The following is a 16,896-nucleotide window of genomic DNA, read 5'->3' on the forward strand; positions in this document are numbered from 1 at the left end:
TAGTATAAATTTATGGGAGTTGCTATTGGGTCGAGGGTAAAGGCTTTGTAGCAACTCTTAAAAAGGATGACTCATCGCTTAAAGGATAGATCTATGGACTGCATAGCGTATAAAAAGGGATACAAATATCAGATTGTCGAGGAATACACGACTAACATCCCGCTTAAGCCTACTACAGATTTAATTTCCCCCTCTGGTTTTATTGGCCTCACCACCTCCGGCCAGTTAACCCTAAAGAAAGGTTATGCTTGGGATGGGCCTTCTGGTCCGACGATTGACACTCCAAATTTCATGCGTGGTTCAATCGTCCATGACGCTCTCTATCAGTTAATGCGAGAACGGTTGTTAGATCATGAGATTGATCGCGATGGTGCAGACCGTCTCTTGCAGCAGATGTGTAAAGAAGATGGTATGTGGGCATTGCGAGCATGGTGGGTCTATATAGGGTTAAAGTATTTTGGTGACCCTGCTTCAGACCCTAGCAATAAAAAGGAAATAGCAGTCGCACCCTCGATTTAAACGATGGGCTATTTTTAGCTTGTCTTCTCTAACCCGGTAGGAATCGCTGTTTCATTTTTAATTTCGCGCAATGCGAAGTTAGATTTAGCTTGGTTGATACCGGGTATTACAAATAGCTTCTCGTTTAGGAATTTATCGTAAGCGGCCATGTTTTCAATCACCACTCGTAACATGTAATCATAATCACCTGTTAGGGCATAACATTGAAGAACCTCAGGGCATTCATTAATCGCCTTTTGGAAATCCTCAGAATAATTCACTTGGTGACGTACAAGCGTCACCATGATCAATACGCATAGATCATACCCCAGCGCTTCTGGGTCAACGATGGTGGTGTACCTTTTGAGTACGCCGCTTTCATCCAGTGCTTTGACTCGGCGCCAACATGCAGCAGTCGATAAGCCAACTTCATCAGCAAGTTGTTGGTTAGAGATGCGCCCATCCTTTTGAAGTGTGGCGATGATTTGGCGATCGTATCTATCAATGGATTCAGACATAAATTCACGTTTTTTGTTTTTTTGTAAATAATCTTTCATAAATATTACAGTTCTGTAAAGAATCATTCAATAGCGTCACTTTCTTGCTATCAATTAGAAAGCACCTTTCGTCCTAAACCACATAAACTGTTTCGCATTAAACAAAGCGGATTGATACAGATCAATGCAATCCGGCTGCGACTATAAAAATAAGAAACACATTGTTGAGGTGTATGGCATGAGCCATGACAAGAAAGGTTTAGAGACGACTGCTGTCCAAACGACAGGTCTGGATAATTACTCTTTAAATGACCGTTATGAGCGTAAAGAAGGTCGCGTATTTTTAACCGGCACCCAAGCACTTGTGCGCCTTCCTATGATGCAACGTCAGTTGGATCAGAAAAATAATCTTAATACTGCTGGTTTTATCAGTGGTTATCGTGGCTCACCATTAGGCGGATATGATCAAGCCCTATGGCAAGCAAAGAAACTTCTCCAAGAACACAGTATCGATTTTGTTCCCGCTATTAATGAAGAACTGGGTGCCACTATGGTGCTGGGTACTCAGCAGGTTGAAACGGATAGCGATAAGAATGTAGATGGTGTGTTCGGCATTTGGTACGGCAAAGGCCCAGGCGTTGACCGTGCGGCAGATGCATTAAAGCATGGTACAACTTACGGAAGTTCTCCAAATGGCGGTGTACTTGTCATAGCCGGAGACGACCATGGCTGCGTTTCATCTAGTATGCCTCATCAGTCTGATGTGGCGTTTATGTCATGGTTTATGCCGACTATTAACCCTGCCAGTATTTCAGAGTACTTTGAATTTGGCCTGTGGGGTTTTGCAATGTCTCGCTACAGTGGGGTATGGGCTGGATTTAAGGCGATATCTGAAACAGTAGAAAGTGCCGCGTCCGTTAATATCGATGAACTACCTACGTTTAAAACACCTGAAGACTTTGAGATGCCAGAAGGCGCTCTTCACTATCGTTGGCCTGATCTTCCAGGGCCGCAACTAGAAACACGTATAGAACATAAACTTGCAGCGGTTGCAGCGTTTGCACGCGCAAATCCGATTGATCGCTGTCTGTATAAGTTGGAAGATGCGCGTTTTGGCATCGTTACAACGGGCAAGGCTCATCTTGATCTTATGGCTGCATTGGAGCTATTAGGACTAGATGAAGAAAAAGCACGTGCTCTTGGTTTAGATATTTATAAAGTGGGTATGGTTTGGCCACTTGAGCGTACGGGCGTCATGGATTTTGTTCGCGGTAAGCAAGAAGTGCTTGTTGTTGAAGAAAAGCGCGGCATTATCGAAAGCCAGATTAAAGAATATATGTCAGCACCGGACGAGACGATTAATGTCACGGTTGTTGGTAAGAAAGATGAAAATGGTGAGCCACTGATCCCTTACGTTGGCGAGCTAGGTCCAAACATGTTGGCTCGCTTTGTTGCCGAACGTATTACCAAACTCCTGGGTGATGATTTTAGAGATAAGCTTGCTGAGATCGGAGTGCGAGGAAGCACGGCATGTGATCCGGGTGGTGTGCGTCGTTTACCTTACTTCTGTTCGGGTTGCCCACATAATTCATCGACCAAAGTGCCTGACGGTAGCCGTGCTCAAGCGGGTATTGGTTGTCACTTTATGGCCTCTTGGATGGATCGTAAGACTGAATCACTTATTCAGATGGGTGGCGAAGGTGTTAACTGGATCAGTAAGTCGCGCTATTTAGAAAACAAACATGTTTTTCAGAATCTAGGTGAAGGCACATATTTCCACTCGGGTTCTTTAGCTATCCGTCAGTCGTTGGCGGCTGGCACAAATATTACCTATAAAATTCTCTTTAATGATGCTGTTGCAATGACCGGCGGTCAGCCTGTTGACGGTGTTATTACAGTCCCTGCTATTGCTAATCAGGTTTACTCAGAAGGTGTTCAGCGCATCGCTATTTTAAGTGATGAGCCTGAAAAATTTAGCGATAAAAGTATCTTCCCATCTATCGCAACGTTCCATCACCGTGATGAGCTAGATACGGTTCAGCTTGAACTACGTCAATTGCAGGGTGTCACCGTTCTTATCTATGACCAGACCTGTGCAGCAGAGAAACGTCGTCGCCGTAAGCGCGGTCTTTTTCCGGACCCTCAGCGTCGTGCGTTTATCAACCATAACGTATGCGAAGGTTGTGGTGATTGTTCAGAGAAATCTAACTGTCTTTCAGTGGTTCCGCGTGAAACTGAACAGGGGCGCAAACGTAGAATTGATCAGTCTTCATGTAATAAGGATTTCTCCTGTGTGCAGGGTTTCTGCCCAAGTTTCGTCACGATTGAAGGCGGAAAATTGCGTAAAGGCGCAGGTGTCACTATAGGTGAGGCATTCAAAAAGAAAGTGGCTGCTTTAGCTCAACCTGAAGTGTCTGAGCTAACCGATTGCTACAACTTGTTAGTGGGCGGTGTCGGTGGCACAGGTGTGGTAACTGTGGGTGCATTAATCACCATGGCAGCCCACTTAGAATCTAAAGGTGCAACCGTACTTGATTTCATGGGTTTTGCTCAAAAGGGCGGTACCGTTCTAAGTTATGTTCGATTGGCGCCTAAGCCGGCAGATATTCGCCAGGTGCGTATTGAAACTGGTCAAGCTGATGCAATGATCGCCTGTGACATGGTCGTAGCGACCTCTGATAAAGCCTTAAGTGTATTGCGTCATAACCACAGCCGCGCTGTGCTTAACCTAGCTGAAATGGCGACAGCAGATAACGTGCTATATCGCGACGCAGATATGAAAGCGACACGAAGAGTGCGTGTTTTAGGCGAAGCGGTGGGCGATGATCGTCTTGATTCAATCGATGCTAACCGACTAGCTGAAGCCTTACTTGGCGATACTGTTTTCTCAAACGTAATGATGCTGGGCTTCGCATGGCAGAACGGTTTGATTCCTGTCTCTATGGATGCGCTCCAGCGAGCAATTGAGCTAAACGGTGTAGCGATTGAAAAGAACAAAACAGCATTTAGCTGGGGTCGTATTGCTGCAGTAGATCTTGGTTTTGTAGAGCAATCAGCTGGTGGCCATACGCCTGCACCAGAACTGAGCCTAGAAGAGACTATAGAGAAAAATGTAGCGTTTCTGACTAAGTATCAAGATGAAGACTATGCCGCTTACTATCGCGTGCTTGTTGATCGTGTATCTAAGGCAGAGTTAGGTCTCACAATAAATGTTCAATCCTTAACGCAGCAAGTGGCGCAGCAGCTATTCAAGCTCATGGCATACAAAGATGAGTATGAAGTAGCACGTTTATACACTGACTCTGATTTCCTTAAAGAGGTTGAAGAAACCTTTGAAGGCGATTATCGCATTAAATTCCACATGGCACCTCCACTGCTTGCTCGTAAGCTTGATAGCCAAGGTCGTCCAAAGAAGATGCAGTTTGGTTCTTGGATGCTGAAAGGGCTAGGTATGGTTGCCAAAATGCGTGGTCTTCGTGGCACTAAGTTGGATCTATTTGGCTATCACTCGGATAGAAAATTAGAGCGTCAGCTACGCGATGATTATCAGCAACTGATTACCCGTATTACAGAAAATTTGAATTCAACGAACTATCGAACAGCGATTGAGTTAGCTCAAATTCCGGCAGAGATTCGTGGGTTTGGCCCAGTAAAAGAGAAAGCTGTAGCGGCGTCTAAAGATAAGTCAGCACAGTTATTAGCGGAGTTTGAAAGGTTAAGTGCTTAACCTTTTGACCGGTTACTGAGTGAGTTAAATAGCGAATAAAAAGATTAGGGCGTTGTGATGTTTGAAGAACTTAAGTCTCTACCACAAGATTCTATTTTGGCGATGATGGCAAGCTATCATCAGGACACACACCCACAAAAGTTAGATCTGGGTATCGGTGTTTATAAGGACGATGAAGGCCATACGCCGATCATGCAAGCGGTTCAGCGTGCAGAGCGAAAGCTTATAGAGACCGAAATTACTAAAAGCTATACCGCACCGGCAGGATCACCAAAATACAACCAGCTGATGGCTGAATTGGTGTTTGGTGAGTCGCACAAAGTACTTAACGAGCAGCGTGTAGTTTCCGCACAGACACCAGGTGGTTGCGGTGCGCTACGTATGGGAGCTGAATTTCTAAAAGGGTGTAGCGCTGAGAGTAAAGTCTGGGTAAGTAACCCTACTTGGGCTAATCATATTCCACTGCTTGGTGGCGCTGGTTTAGATATCGTTGAATATCCTTATTACGACTATGACAGCAAGTCCATACAATTTGATGCGATGCTGGCAGCGTTAGAAGAAGCATCAGCAGGTGACTTTGTACTGTTGCATGGTTGCTGTCACAACCCTAGCGGCGCTGATTTAAGTCATGATCAGTGGTTAGCAGTTGGGGATCTCATTGAGCGTAAAGGACTCATTCCTTTTCTTGATATGGCGTATCAAGGTTTAGGTGCCGGTTTGGCTGATGACGCATTTGGCGTCCGTATGATGGCCCATCGTATGCCAGAAATGTTAGTCGCAACGTCGTGCTCTAAAAACTTTGGTTTGTATCGTGAACGCACGGGCACACTTTTCATTATTGGTAACACAACTGACCAAACCCAAGTAGCGGGTAGTCAGTTATTCAACCGTATCCGCAGCCACTATTCCATGCCGCCTTCACATGGTGCCGCTATCGTCGAAGCTATTTTAACCGATGCTGAATTAACGAGAGTTTGGAAAGTTGAATTGGCTGAAATGCGCCAGCGTATTCAAGGTCTTCGTCAGGCACTGGTTAAGAAAATGGAAGCTTCACCTATTGAACGTGATTTTAGTTTTATTCAACAACAATTCGGCATGTTCTCTTTTCTCGGTATCACGACTGAACAGGTTCAGCGCTTAAGGGATGAGTACAGCATCTACATGATCGATTCTAGCCGAATGAATATTGCAGGGTTGAATGATAAAAGCATGGATTACTTTGTGAAAGCCTTAACTGCTGTTTTGCAAGAATAGTAAATATTTTTACAAAAAACGTTTCTCTAGAAACAAGTATCACCAATAAAAATAATTAACGGTAGAAAACAATGAATACAGTTTTATTTGATCATCCTGAGTTCGATAGACACGTCAACGTGTATGTACATTACGACGACAAGACCGAACTTAAAGCTATTAGCGCAGTCCATCGCGCTTGGAATGGCAAACCAGCAGTAGGGGGGTGCCGTTTACGTAATTATCAGAGCGCAGATGAGGCTTTTACTGATGTGCTTCGTTTGTCTCGTGGCATGACTTATAAGTCGGTTATGTCAGGCTTAGATTACGGTGGTTCTAAATCCGTAATGATCGCAAACCCTGAAACTATGAACCGTCGCGAAACTTTTCTAGCCATGGGTGATTTTGTTGAAAGCCTAGGTGGAAAAGTATCAACGGGCGTTGATGTGGGTTTGACCGCTGCTGATGTCGAGATCATGGGTGAACGTACATCTTACTTAGGCGGGCGTGCAGCGCTAGCGCCTGATCTGGTCACTGCTTACGGTGTTCTTACGTCAATCTGTGCAGGTGTTAAGCATCGTACAGGTAGCGACAGCTTGGAAGGTAAATCGGTTGCCGTACAAGGCTTGGGCAAAGTTGGTTTCAAGCTTGTTGAGTTGCTTAAAGAGCGTGGGGCAACTGTCGTTGCAGCTGAAGTCAATGCTGAATCTGTTACTCGTGCTCAAGATACATTTGGGATTGATATCGTTGATCCTTCAATCATTCATGCTCAAGACGTTGATATATACAGCCCATGTGCCTTAGGCATGGTGATCAACGACCAGAGTATCAATGAAATTCAGGCTGGCATCGTTGCGGGTGCTGCTAATAACCAATTAACTCGTCCTGCACACGGTGTTGCATTAGCCAGAAATGGCGTGCTCTACGTACCTGATTACATCACTAACTGTGGTGGTCTTTTAGCGGTTGCTAATGACCTAGAAAAGACAGATGAAAAGTGGGTATGGGACAAGGTTGATGAGATTGCAGAAACCTTAGATGAAGTTTTCTCTTTGGCTGATCGCCTGGCTATCGCAACGAGTGATGCGGCAGATCAGATTGGGTCTGAGCGTATTGCTAAGTTCGATAAGATTAATTCATAACTCTTAATTCTTGAGTTTAAAACATTGCGCTTTTAGATATCGAGTATTGCGCAACCGGTGGTTTTACTCAGGTTTTAACACAGCTTTACGGACGTAGATAAGGTTAATAAATGGGCTTATCTGCATGATTTAAAAGGTCTTGTTAGAGACCGCACAACTGAAATAAAAATAATTATGGGGTCTCGATAATAAAGGGCCCCTCACAGGAGTGTTACATATGAAACTACGTAATTTCTTAACAGCCGCAGTCACTGCTGCAACGCTTTCCATGTCAGCTTCTATGTCGGCTCAAGCTGAGCCTGTATATGTTGCAGCAACTGCTATCGTAGAGCATCCAGCGTTGGATGCGGTACGTGATGGCATTAAGGAAGTATTGGCGGAAAAAGGTTATGCAGAAGATGACCTAAAATTCACCTACGAAAGCGCCCAAGGTAACCCAGCAATTGCGGCACAAATTGCACGCAAAATTGTAGGTGATGCGCCTGACGTAATCGTCGCAATTTCAACACCTTCTGCACAGAGTGCGGTAAGTGCTACTCAAGATATCCCAGTTGTATTTTCAGCCGTGACAGATCCCCTGGATGCAAAGTTGGTAACAAACTACGAGAAGCCGGGCGCAAACGTAACGGGCTTATCTGATATGTCCCCTGTACAGCAGCACCTTGAGTTAATTAAAGAGTTTATCCCAGGCGTTAAGAAAGTCGGTGTTCCATACAATCCAGGTGAGCCGAATGCTGTAGCAATCGTTCGCTTGCTTAAGATTGAAGCGGACAAAATGGCTATCGAAATTGTTGAAGCTCCGTCACCTAAATCTTCTGATGTAATGATCGCTTCGCAGAAACTGATTGGTAAGGTCGATGCGATCTATTGCCCTACAGACAACACAATACTGACTGCACTGGAATCCGTAGTTAAAGCAGGTATCGACGGTAGTATCCCTGTTTTTGCTGCTGAAACAAATGCGGTTGAACGTGGGGCGGTTGCTTCATTGGGCTTTAACTACGGTGATATCGGTCGTCAAACGGGTGAAGTAGTTGTCCGCATCCTTAAAGGCGAAAAAGTGGGCGATATCCCTGTACGTGTAGCTCACGGTTCTGAGCTTTATGTGAATCCTAAAATGGCAGCTCGCATGGGTGTCGAGATCCCAGCTGCAGTTTTAGAACGCGCAACAAAAGTCGTTCAGTAAGCGCGAGTAGAGGTCGTTCCTATGTCTTTATTTTCTTTCCTTGGCACGCTTGAGATCGGATTTATTTTCGGTCTTGTAGCGATAGGGGTTTATCTAACGTTTAGAGTTTTGGATTTTCCAGATCTAACGGTAGATGGCTCCTTTACGATGGGGGCGGCGATTGCCGCCGCCCTGATTGTATTTGGTATCAATCCTTATGTGGCTACTATATGCGCAACGATTGGTGGTGCAGCAGCTGGACTTGTAACGGCTTGGTTAAATCTCCGTTTCAATATCCTACATCTGCTTGCCAGTATCTTAACTATGACCGCGTTGTACACCATTAACCTTCGTATTATGGGTAAGCCTAATATTGCGTTGATTATGGAACCCACGGTCCTGTCTCCCTTTGAGTCTTTCGGTATTCCAAATATGTACCTTAAACTCATGTTCGTAGCGTTTGTTGTGATCCTGATAGGCTTGGCGCTGTCTTATTTCTTAAATACGCAGTATGGCATGGGTATGCGTGCAACCGGTGCGAACCCGCGCATGGCTCAGGCAAACGGCATTGTAATTAAAGAGAAAATTTACGCCGGTCTAGCGCTTTCAAACGGTTTAGTTGCCTTGGCCGGTGCATTGTTTGCCCAGACCAATGGCTTCGCAGATTCAACTATGGGTATCGGCACCATTGTTGTCGGCTTGGCAGCCGTAATTGTCGGTCAAAGCTTGTTTGGTAGTCGCTCGATGCTAGTGATTATCTTTAGCTGCATCATCGGTTCGTTATTGTATCGCCTAGCGGTCTCAGCGGCATTAAATGCGGACTTCCTAGGGTTTACTACATCTGATCTGAACTTAATCACTGCCGTATTGGTCGGTTTAGCTCTAATCATTCCTCATCTTCGTAGAGAGCGTAAGGCTCGACAGGCTGCTGCGGGAGGTGCCTCATGATTAGCTGTAAAGATATTAAAGTCACTTTTAATGCGGGTTTAGCAACTGAGAAACGAGCACTTCGTGGTGTAGATCTAGAAATACCACAAGGTGAGTTTGTAACTGTTATCGGTTCAAACGGTGCGGGTAAATCGACACTCCTTAATACGATCGCTGGGGATATTCGCTCATCTAGTGGCAAGTTGATGTTCGATGCTTGGGATGTAACTAACGTCTCTGCTGCTGGACGAACTCGCGATGTAGCTAGGGTTTTTCAGGATCCGCTTGCAGGTACATGCGGCAATATGACCGTAGAAGAAAACATGGCGTTGGCCTATGGCCGTGGTAGCCGTGGAGGTCTTAAACCCGCACTAAACGATGATCTTCGAGATCTCTTCTGCGAGCAACTTAAGCGTCTTAATCTTGGTTTGGAAAATCGTCTAGGCGCAGAGATGGGTCTTCTTTCGGGTGGGCAGAGACAATCAGTCAGCCTGCTTATGTCGGCATTACAGCCAAGTAAGATTCTTCTTCTGGATGAGCATACTGCCGCTTTGGATCCGAAAACCGCTGCATTGGTGATGGAGATCACCGATCAGATCGTTGAAGAGAAAGAGTTAACGGTAATGATGGTGACGCATTCAATGCGTCAGGCATTAGATCACGGCACTCGAACAATCATGATGCATGAAGGCAAAGTGATGTTTGATCTATCAGGTAAAGAAAGAAGTAATTATGACGTCAAAGATCTTCTTAACCTTTTTGCGAAAGCGCGAGGGGATGGAGAGGAACTTGATGATGACAAATTGTTACTCGGGGCATAAAACCTCTGCTTTTTTAGATGGATATCTTGTTAAGACTTAATGCTCTTCATGTCTGCACCAGAGAGCCGAGATATTCATTTAATTTAGGTCAGTCGAACGAGATTGGCCGTTATATGAAAACCTTAAAATAAGAAACTAGATAGGAATACGACATGAAGCTTAAAAATTTAACGGCAGCTATTATGGCAGTCAGTGCTATGTCCAGCGCTCAGGTTATGGCTGCTGAAGATGAAAATAAATTTGATGTGGATATGGATTTCCGTACTTTCTATATGAACCGCGACTTTGATGCGGGCATCCCAGATACGCACGCTGCTGGTCAGGCATTTCGTTTGAATGTTAAATCACCTCTGTGGAATGACATATTTGGTTTCGGTCTATCAGCTGTCTCTGTAGTCGAACTGCTAGATGATAAAACAATTAACTCATCAGATGTTCTAACACCAGAAGGTGATGGCTATACAACTCTTGAGCAGGCTTACATTCGTTTCAAGCCCTTGATAATTTAGATATCCGTGCAGGCCGAATGATTCTGATGACGCCACTACTTAATGACCTGACTTCACGTATTTCTGCTCCAAGTACACAAGGCGTGCATGCAACAGCATCATTTGAAAAAGGTTCTTTGTACGGGATCTATACTGACGAAGCTTCTATGAATAACAGTCAGGATTTTGTTTCTTATTCTGCTAATGGTGAAGAATACGAAATCGTTTCTATAGGTGGTACGTACAAATTTGATAACGGTTTGAGTACGCATGTTCAGTACGCTGTTGCTGATGATTATCAGAAACAGGGCTACTACAACTTAGGATATAACACCAAGCTAGGTGAAAATGACCTGATGCTTGATCTGACTCATATGCGCGGAGAAGATGATGGTGATCTTTATGGCAGTGATTACGACAGTAATTTGACTGGCTTGACTGCGCGTTTATCTGCAGGAAATCTTGCTTATACGCTTGCATATCAAACAATTGGTGGTGATAACGGTTACGACCAGAAGTGGGGCGGCGATGATAATACTCAGTTCTTTACATGGGGTGCTGTTCAGCTACTTGACTTTAATGCTAAAGACGAACAATCGCTACAAGCACGTATCGATTATTCAGTGCCAAGCCTTCCAGGTCTGAAATTGATGGCTAGACATACTGAAAGTTGGGATATCGATCACTCAACTGGAACGGATGGTAAGCGTCACGAAACGAACTTTGATGCGAGTTATACATTGCAAGAGGGTAAAGCTAAAGGCTTAAGCATGCGCCTACGTGTTGCTAATGCTGATGGTGATGCTGAGGTTGTACCTCGTATTAGCGATATCCGTTTCATGATTGATTACAACGTTGATCTTTTTTAATTAGAAGATGTAATAAGGGCTATATTAATGCGATATAGCCTGGTTTGTCACTGGTTCAACAGACTAGGAGGCTACACGTTAGTAATAGTCTGAGCGGTAAAATGTGGCTCTCATCAACCCTTTTACAGCTCTAAATTTTACTATGTAGCCTCTTAAGGTGCTTTGTTTTACTCCTCTCGAATAAAGCACCAAGCAGCACGTGGTCACTTCTGTCGTACCACGCTTTTATCGGAGGGTAGCCCCTCCGTTTTTTAACTAAACTCCAATAATTCAACATCGAATATTAGTGTTGATCCCGGAGTTATAATACCAGCGGAACCATTTCCGTAAGCGAGTTCGCTTGGTATAAATAAGCGCGTTTTCTCACCTTCAACCATTAGTTGTAGCCCTTCTGTCCAACCCTTTATCACCTGATTAAGGCCAAAGCTAATTGGTTCTCCTCTATCTACGGAACTATCAAATACTGAACCGTCAATCAGCGTACCGTGATAATGTACTTTTACCTGAGATGTTGGAGTAGGGTGTAATTCACCATGACCTTCCTTAAGTACTTGGTACTGCAAGCCAGAAGAGGTTTGTTGTACATTTTCGTTCTTCGCATTTTCTTTTAAAAAGTTGTGACCTGCTTCTAGGTTTATAGCCGCTTGTTTCTTTGCTGATTGTTGGTTTTTGTAGAGGAAAAACAGGATGGCAATGACTAATATTGGTAGTAGGTAAGTAAGCATTATCAGAATCCGAAAGTTAAGGCTTATTAATTGCGACGACAGATAGTAATTGAAAAACTACGTTGTCTGTAGGGTTAGTTTAATCTGTTTATTGATAAGGTCCTTTAAAGGGCTGGTAAATTATTGATTATATATTGAATGCTGCCCTGATTACGATTACTCTGAAATAGCGTTCAATTACATAATAAATACAAAATGATCAAACGCTTTAAATGTATAAAACTGCCTATTCTTGCAGGCCTATTGTCCTGCCTACTCTCTTTTTCTGCTATCGCAGAAGAGCAAGTCACGCTTCAATTAAAATGGGTTCATGCTTTCCAGTTTGCGGGCTATTACGCTGCCAAACATAAAGGCTATTATGCTGAATCAGGCTTGGATGTAAGTATTAAGGCAGCTGATCCCCACACAAATGTTCCTAGGTCAGTCATAGCAGGTGATGCAACCTACGGTGTTGGCACTAGTTCTTTACTGCTAGAGCGAAAAGCGGGCAAGCCGCTGGTTGCATTGGCCGTAATTTTTCAGCACTCACCACTTGTTCTTATCGCAGCAGAAAAAAAATCAACGCAAGGTGTCCATGACATCGTTGATAAGCGATTGATGATTGAACCCCAATCCGATGAGTTATTTGCTTTTCTTAAGCGCTCAGGTATTCCTAAAGATCGACTAATCATTCAAGAGCATAGTTTTGACCCTGAAGATTTAATGCAAGGTAGAACAGATGTTATGTCTGCTTACGTTACGAATGAACGATTCTTTCTTGAAAAAGAGCGTTTCTCTTATCAAACCTATACACCTAGATCAGTCGGTATCGATTTTTACGGTGACAACTTGTTTACCAGTGAATCTGAGGTGGCTAATCACCCTGATCGTGTCATTGCGTTCAGGGATGCCAGTTTGCGTGGTTGGCGTTATGCAATGGCTCACCCTGAAGAGATCATAGACCTGATCTTTACTCAATACGACACGCCTTATTCGCGAGAGTTTCTTCAGTTTGAAGCTAAGGAGATGGTGCCTCTGCTCCAACCAGTATTGATTGAAATGGGCTATATGAATCCTGGCAGGTGGAAGCATATAGTTGAAACCTATCAAAGTTTGGAAATGCTTCCTGAGGATTTTTCACTAGATGGTTTTTTATATAAGAACGCTGATCAGGGCGACTTGGGTTGGCTCTATCAGATACTCGCTATCACTTTCTTAGCATTGTTTATTGTGGGGGGGATCGCCCTATATATTTTTAGAATAAATCGTAATTTAGATAATGCGCTATTAGAAAGTCAGAATGCACAGGAATTGATTTGGACTCAAGCAAATCTAGATCCATTAACGGAACTGCCTAATAGGCGTATGTTCAAAGAGCGTTTGTCTGTATTAATGAAAGATGCGGTGAGAAAAGAACAACCCCTAGCGTTGCTTTATCTAGATCTGGATCACTTTAAAGAGATTAACGACATAAATGGACATGCGGTAGGTGACCTTTTACTTGGTATCGTTGCAGATCGATTAAAAAACTGTGTTAGAGAAGAGGGTGTTGTAGCGCGTCTAGGTGGTGATGAGTTCACCGTTATGATGCCAACAGTTCAATCCCCTGAAGTGATTGAGCAGGTTGCTAGTTCCATTCTCCGGGTACTTGCTCAACCCTACCGAATTCAAAATGAGACTTTATACATATCAGCTAGTATTGGTATTACGCTTTATCCTAATGATGCAGAGAGTGCTGATGTGTTACTGCAAAATGCTGACCAAGCGATGTATGCGGCCAAAGCTAAAGGGCGAAATAGATTTAGTTACTTCACACCTGATATGCAGGAATCAGCAAAACATAGAGTCCAGCTTTTAAATGATATGCGCTCAGCTTTACAGAACAACGAATTTGAACTCTATTACCAACCGATTGTAAATTTGAGAACCGGGTTTATAGATAAAGCTGAAGCATTGATTCGCTGGAACCATCCGAGTAAAGGGCTTATTAGTCCGTTGGATTTTATTCCATTAGCGGAAGAGACGGGTCATATTATTGAGATTGGCGACTGGGTATTTAAAGCGGCAGCGAGTCAGTTACATCAGTGGGATATTCATCATGATCGGAAGATAAAGGTGAGTATTAATACCTCGCCTGAACAGTATATTCATGGGGGTAAAACAACCGCTGCATGGTTGGATTATGCTGAAGGGCTGGGAGTGGATTGTGAAGCACTCATTATGGAAATTACAGAAAGTACATTGATGGAGAGTGGTTTAGATGTCATTTCAAAACTACATGGCTTTAGAGAGCGGGGAGCCAAAGTTGCGCTAGATGACTTTGGTACAGGCTATTCTTCGTTATCATATTTACATAAGTTTGAAATCGACTTTCTAAAGATAGATAAGTCATTTGTTAGTAATCTTAAGCAGGATTCAAATGATCTGATTCTGTGTGAAGCCATGATTATCATGGCGCATAAATTGGGTATTAAAGTGATTGCTGAAGGGGTAGAAAGCGAGGAACAATTACACTTTTTAGAGAAGGCCGGTTGTGATTTTGCTCAAGGCTATCTTCTATCCAAACCACTAGCTGTCAATGAATTTGATGCTCTATTAGAAGAGCCTCTTCCATTCGTAAAAGGCTAAAAGCCATGCTGACGCTTATCAATGACTATTTTAATGATAAGCGTTCATTGCTCTCTTCAAAGCTTTGGCGGCTATCCAGCAAGGGTTTTAGTCGGTTTAAGTCCTGTCCAGACTGTTCAGTGGTGACTTGAGCGAGATTAAAATAGAGGTAGTCTTGCATCCATTGCTGGTAATGTTGAAGCCAATCACACATTAACTCTTCTATCGTTGTCTCATCTGCAGTAAAGCCTGCTTCAATATCCGCATCGTTATATAAATAACCTTTTTTAAAGTCTGAAAATGTAGGATTATCAGCCGAAAAATATTCGACAGAGCAACGTTGCGTATAGTGATTATGCATAATGAAGCTGATCCGACTGGTTGTTAAAGGAGCCTCGCTAATTGAATCGATCAATAGGTGCACTTCATCGTTGAAACACTCAACGGTGTGATCGCAATACAGTACCGCAACAATAACCTGATTAATGCGAAACAGTGCTTGAATGGCTTTATCAAGCTGAGCGAGATAACGCTGCTTCTGAGTAGCGGGTGAAAGTTGTTCAAGCATTTCTAGATAAAAACGATCCATGGATTGAACATTTGTTTGCCCATTTAGCGCTTTAATTTTTTTCTTTAACGGCTCGTCGATAGGGATGTGAGCTAATGAGCAAAATGAACTTTGTTTTACTGGGCTAGGTTGCATGACCATCTCCATGAATAATCGTTAGTTCAAATAAAGCAAAGCCAATGCCAATCACTTTATCTGGTTGTTTTTTAAACAAACATTAAAAACGAAAGAGAGATATAAAGTCAGAATAGGCAATCAGTTGCCGCTTTATCGGCAATAGAGAATCTAATTAACCGGTTGAAATGCCGATGCAATGAATACGTGAAAGGCAAAGGTTTTATTAATTATCGATGAAGGAGCGCTATAGGTTCTTATTGATAAATAACTTATTGATTTGCATATTAATTGCGGAATGCTTTTAAATTTCTGACATCTTTAAACAGGGTGTTCGTTTAAATAAACGCTGAGAATTTTTATTAATGTCATCAAGGCTTAAGTTTAAACAGACGTTTAAAAGGAAACCGGTTTATGAATAAGCACCCTTTAGGTACTGTAAAAGAACTATGGCGTTATCCCGTTAAATCAATGGAGGGGGAGGCCCTTGAGCAGGCACAGCTTGAGAAATTAGGTATGGTAGGTGATCGCTATTGGGCGATAAAAGATATTAGCAGCAATGAACTTACAACCGTGCGTAAATCTCCTAAGCTATTGAAGCTATCAGCAAGCTATGAGTCTGAGCCTCGTGCCGGTACTGTGGGAGATAGTGTTGCCTCAGTAGAAATAACCATTCCTGATATCGGTCGCTTTTCTAGCGATGACGATAGTCTTGATACTCATTTGAGTAACTACTTTAAAAAGCCAATTAGCCTTCACCCTTTACAGCCAAAAAGTAACTGGCGATTCTATAAGTTGAAAACAATAAGTGGAGAGAAAGCGCTGAAAAAACAGTTTTATTCAAAAGAAGCATTGCCGAGTTTAGGCTCTATCTCTTGGTCAAAGCTCATAGAACTCTCATTCTTTGCGACGCCTCGTGGACGTTTTTATGACGTATACCCACTTCATATCATTACCAGCAATTCAACAAGCGCATTGGAGGCTTTAGAGCCTGAAGGAGATTTTCAACCTAAACGCTTTAGACCGAATATTTATATTCAAAGTAATGAAGTAAATGAGAAGCTAGAGGAGTTTGATTGGGTTGGGGGGCGTCTCTATATTGGTGACACAATAATTAAATGCGAATCGAAAACGGTACGTTGCCTTATGCCAGCGCAGCCTCAACCCGGTATTGAAAAAGACACTCATGTACTGCGTGCATTAGATAAGTACACTGAGCGACACTTTGGCATTAATGCGACCATTATAAAACAGGGCAATATTTGTATAGGCGACACCGTTTACTGGGAGCCTGAATCTCGATTTTCGTTACGTCGCTTTTTGGAACCTATTTCACACTGCTTAAAAAATATCCTGATTAAATCAAACCTTAAGCTTATCGATAAAATTAGCGGTAAATAGGGCATGCTAATTGTTTTCGCTAGAGCGATTGGATGCGAGTTGTGAGGTTAGCCCAATCGCTGTAGCGGTTAAAAGCGCAGCTACTAGGTAGCTGGAAGTGAAAGATTGGGTACTTTCTGCGAGGTAGCCCGCTAA

Annotated in this window: 14 protein-coding genes; 11 read left to right on the forward strand and 3 right to left on the reverse strand. The window is 43.2% G+C overall.

Going from position 1 to position 16,896, the window contains the following annotated elements:
* The first annotated feature begins 93 nt into the window (after positions 1-93).
* Positions 94-519, forward strand: a complete 426-nt coding sequence (locus B4K11_RS03205; RefSeq protein ID WP_292955011.1) for a DUF1353 domain-containing protein — start codon at positions 94-96, stop codon at positions 517-519.
* 14 nt (positions 520-533) lie between these two features.
* Here B4K11_RS03205 and B4K11_RS03210 read toward each other — a convergent pair whose 3' ends face one another.
* Complete coding sequence (locus B4K11_RS03210) at positions 534-1,016, reverse strand: Lrp/AsnC family transcriptional regulator (protein WP_292955009.1); 483 nt, start codon at positions 1,014-1,016, stop codon at positions 534-536.
* A gap of 217 nt (positions 1,017-1,233) precedes the next feature.
* On the opposite strand from B4K11_RS03210, the gene B4K11_RS03215 reads away from it, so the two are divergent.
* The 8 genes from B4K11_RS03215 (at position 1,234) to B4K11_RS03250 (ending at position 11,367) form a co-directional block, all read left to right on the forward strand.
* Positions 1,234-4,722, forward strand: coding sequence for an indolepyruvate ferredoxin oxidoreductase family protein (locus tag B4K11_RS03215; RefSeq protein ID WP_292955007.1), 3,489 nt, complete (start codon positions 1,234-1,236; stop codon positions 4,720-4,722).
* 57 nt (positions 4,723-4,779) lie between these two features.
* The gene (locus B4K11_RS03220; RefSeq protein WP_292955005.1) at positions 4,780-5,976 is read left to right on the forward strand and encodes an amino acid aminotransferase; all 1,197 of its coding nucleotides are present in this window, start codon (positions 4,780-4,782) and stop codon (positions 5,974-5,976) included.
* Between the two features lie 71 nt (positions 5,977-6,047).
* On the forward strand, positions 6,048-7,097 hold the full coding sequence (locus tag B4K11_RS03225) for a Glu/Leu/Phe/Val dehydrogenase family protein (RefSeq protein WP_292955003.1): 1,050 nt from the start codon (positions 6,048-6,050) through the stop codon (positions 7,095-7,097).
* 217 nt (positions 7,098-7,314) lie between these two features.
* Positions 7,315-8,283 (forward strand): ABC transporter substrate-binding protein, encoded by a 969-nt coding sequence (locus B4K11_RS03230; protein WP_292955001.1) that lies wholly within the window; start codon positions 7,315-7,317, stop codon positions 8,281-8,283.
* 21 nt (positions 8,284-8,304) lie between these two features.
* Positions 8,305-9,210 carry an ABC transporter permease gene (locus B4K11_RS03235; protein ID WP_292954999.1) on the forward strand — a complete coding sequence of 302 codons (906 nt, stop codon included), beginning with the start codon at positions 8,305-8,307 and terminating at the stop codon, positions 9,208-9,210.
* On the forward strand, positions 9,207-10,010 hold the full coding sequence (locus B4K11_RS03240) for an ABC transporter ATP-binding protein (RefSeq protein ID WP_292954997.1): 804 nt from the start codon (positions 9,207-9,209) through the stop codon (positions 10,008-10,010). The genes B4K11_RS03235 and B4K11_RS03240 overlap by 4 nt, the downstream gene beginning before the upstream one ends.
* Positions 10,011-10,162: 152 nt before the next feature.
* Positions 10,163-10,519 (forward strand): hypothetical protein, encoded by a 357-nt coding sequence (locus B4K11_RS03245; protein ID WP_292954995.1) that lies wholly within the window; start codon positions 10,163-10,165, stop codon positions 10,517-10,519.
* A 17-nt stretch (positions 10,520-10,536) separates the two neighbouring features.
* Complete coding sequence (locus B4K11_RS03250; RefSeq protein ID WP_292954993.1) at positions 10,537-11,367, forward strand: OprD family outer membrane porin; 831 nt, start codon at positions 10,537-10,539, stop codon at positions 11,365-11,367.
* A 251-nt stretch (positions 11,368-11,618) separates the two neighbouring features.
* On the opposite strand, the gene B4K11_RS03255 is transcribed toward B4K11_RS03250, so the two are convergent.
* Entirely contained in the window at positions 11,619-12,092 is a 474-nt protein-coding gene (locus B4K11_RS03255; RefSeq protein ID WP_292954991.1) for an FKBP-type peptidyl-prolyl cis-trans isomerase, read from the reverse strand.
* A gap of 195 nt (positions 12,093-12,287) precedes the next feature.
* On the opposite strand from B4K11_RS03255, the gene B4K11_RS03260 reads away from it, so the two are divergent.
* Positions 12,288-14,699, forward strand: a complete 2,412-nt coding sequence (locus B4K11_RS03260; RefSeq protein WP_292954989.1) for an EAL domain-containing protein — start codon at positions 12,288-12,290, stop codon at positions 14,697-14,699.
* Between the two features lie 25 nt (positions 14,700-14,724).
* On the opposite strand, the gene B4K11_RS03265 is transcribed toward B4K11_RS03260, so the two are convergent.
* Complete coding sequence (locus B4K11_RS03265; RefSeq protein WP_292954987.1) at positions 14,725-15,381, reverse strand: hypothetical protein; 657 nt, start codon at positions 15,379-15,381, stop codon at positions 14,725-14,727.
* A gap of 393 nt (positions 15,382-15,774) precedes the next feature.
* Between B4K11_RS03265 and B4K11_RS03270 the strand changes: the two genes are divergently transcribed.
* The gene (locus B4K11_RS03270; RefSeq protein ID WP_292954985.1) at positions 15,775-16,761 is read left to right on the forward strand and encodes an MOSC domain-containing protein; all 987 of its coding nucleotides are present in this window, start codon (positions 15,775-15,777) and stop codon (positions 16,759-16,761) included.
* Positions 16,762-16,896 lie beyond the last annotated feature (135 nt).

The sequence above is a fragment of the Neptuniibacter sp. UBA6509 genome (assembly GCA_002435145.1).
Classification (GTDB): domain Bacteria; phylum Pseudomonadota; class Gammaproteobacteria; order Pseudomonadales; family Balneatricaceae; genus Neptuniibacter.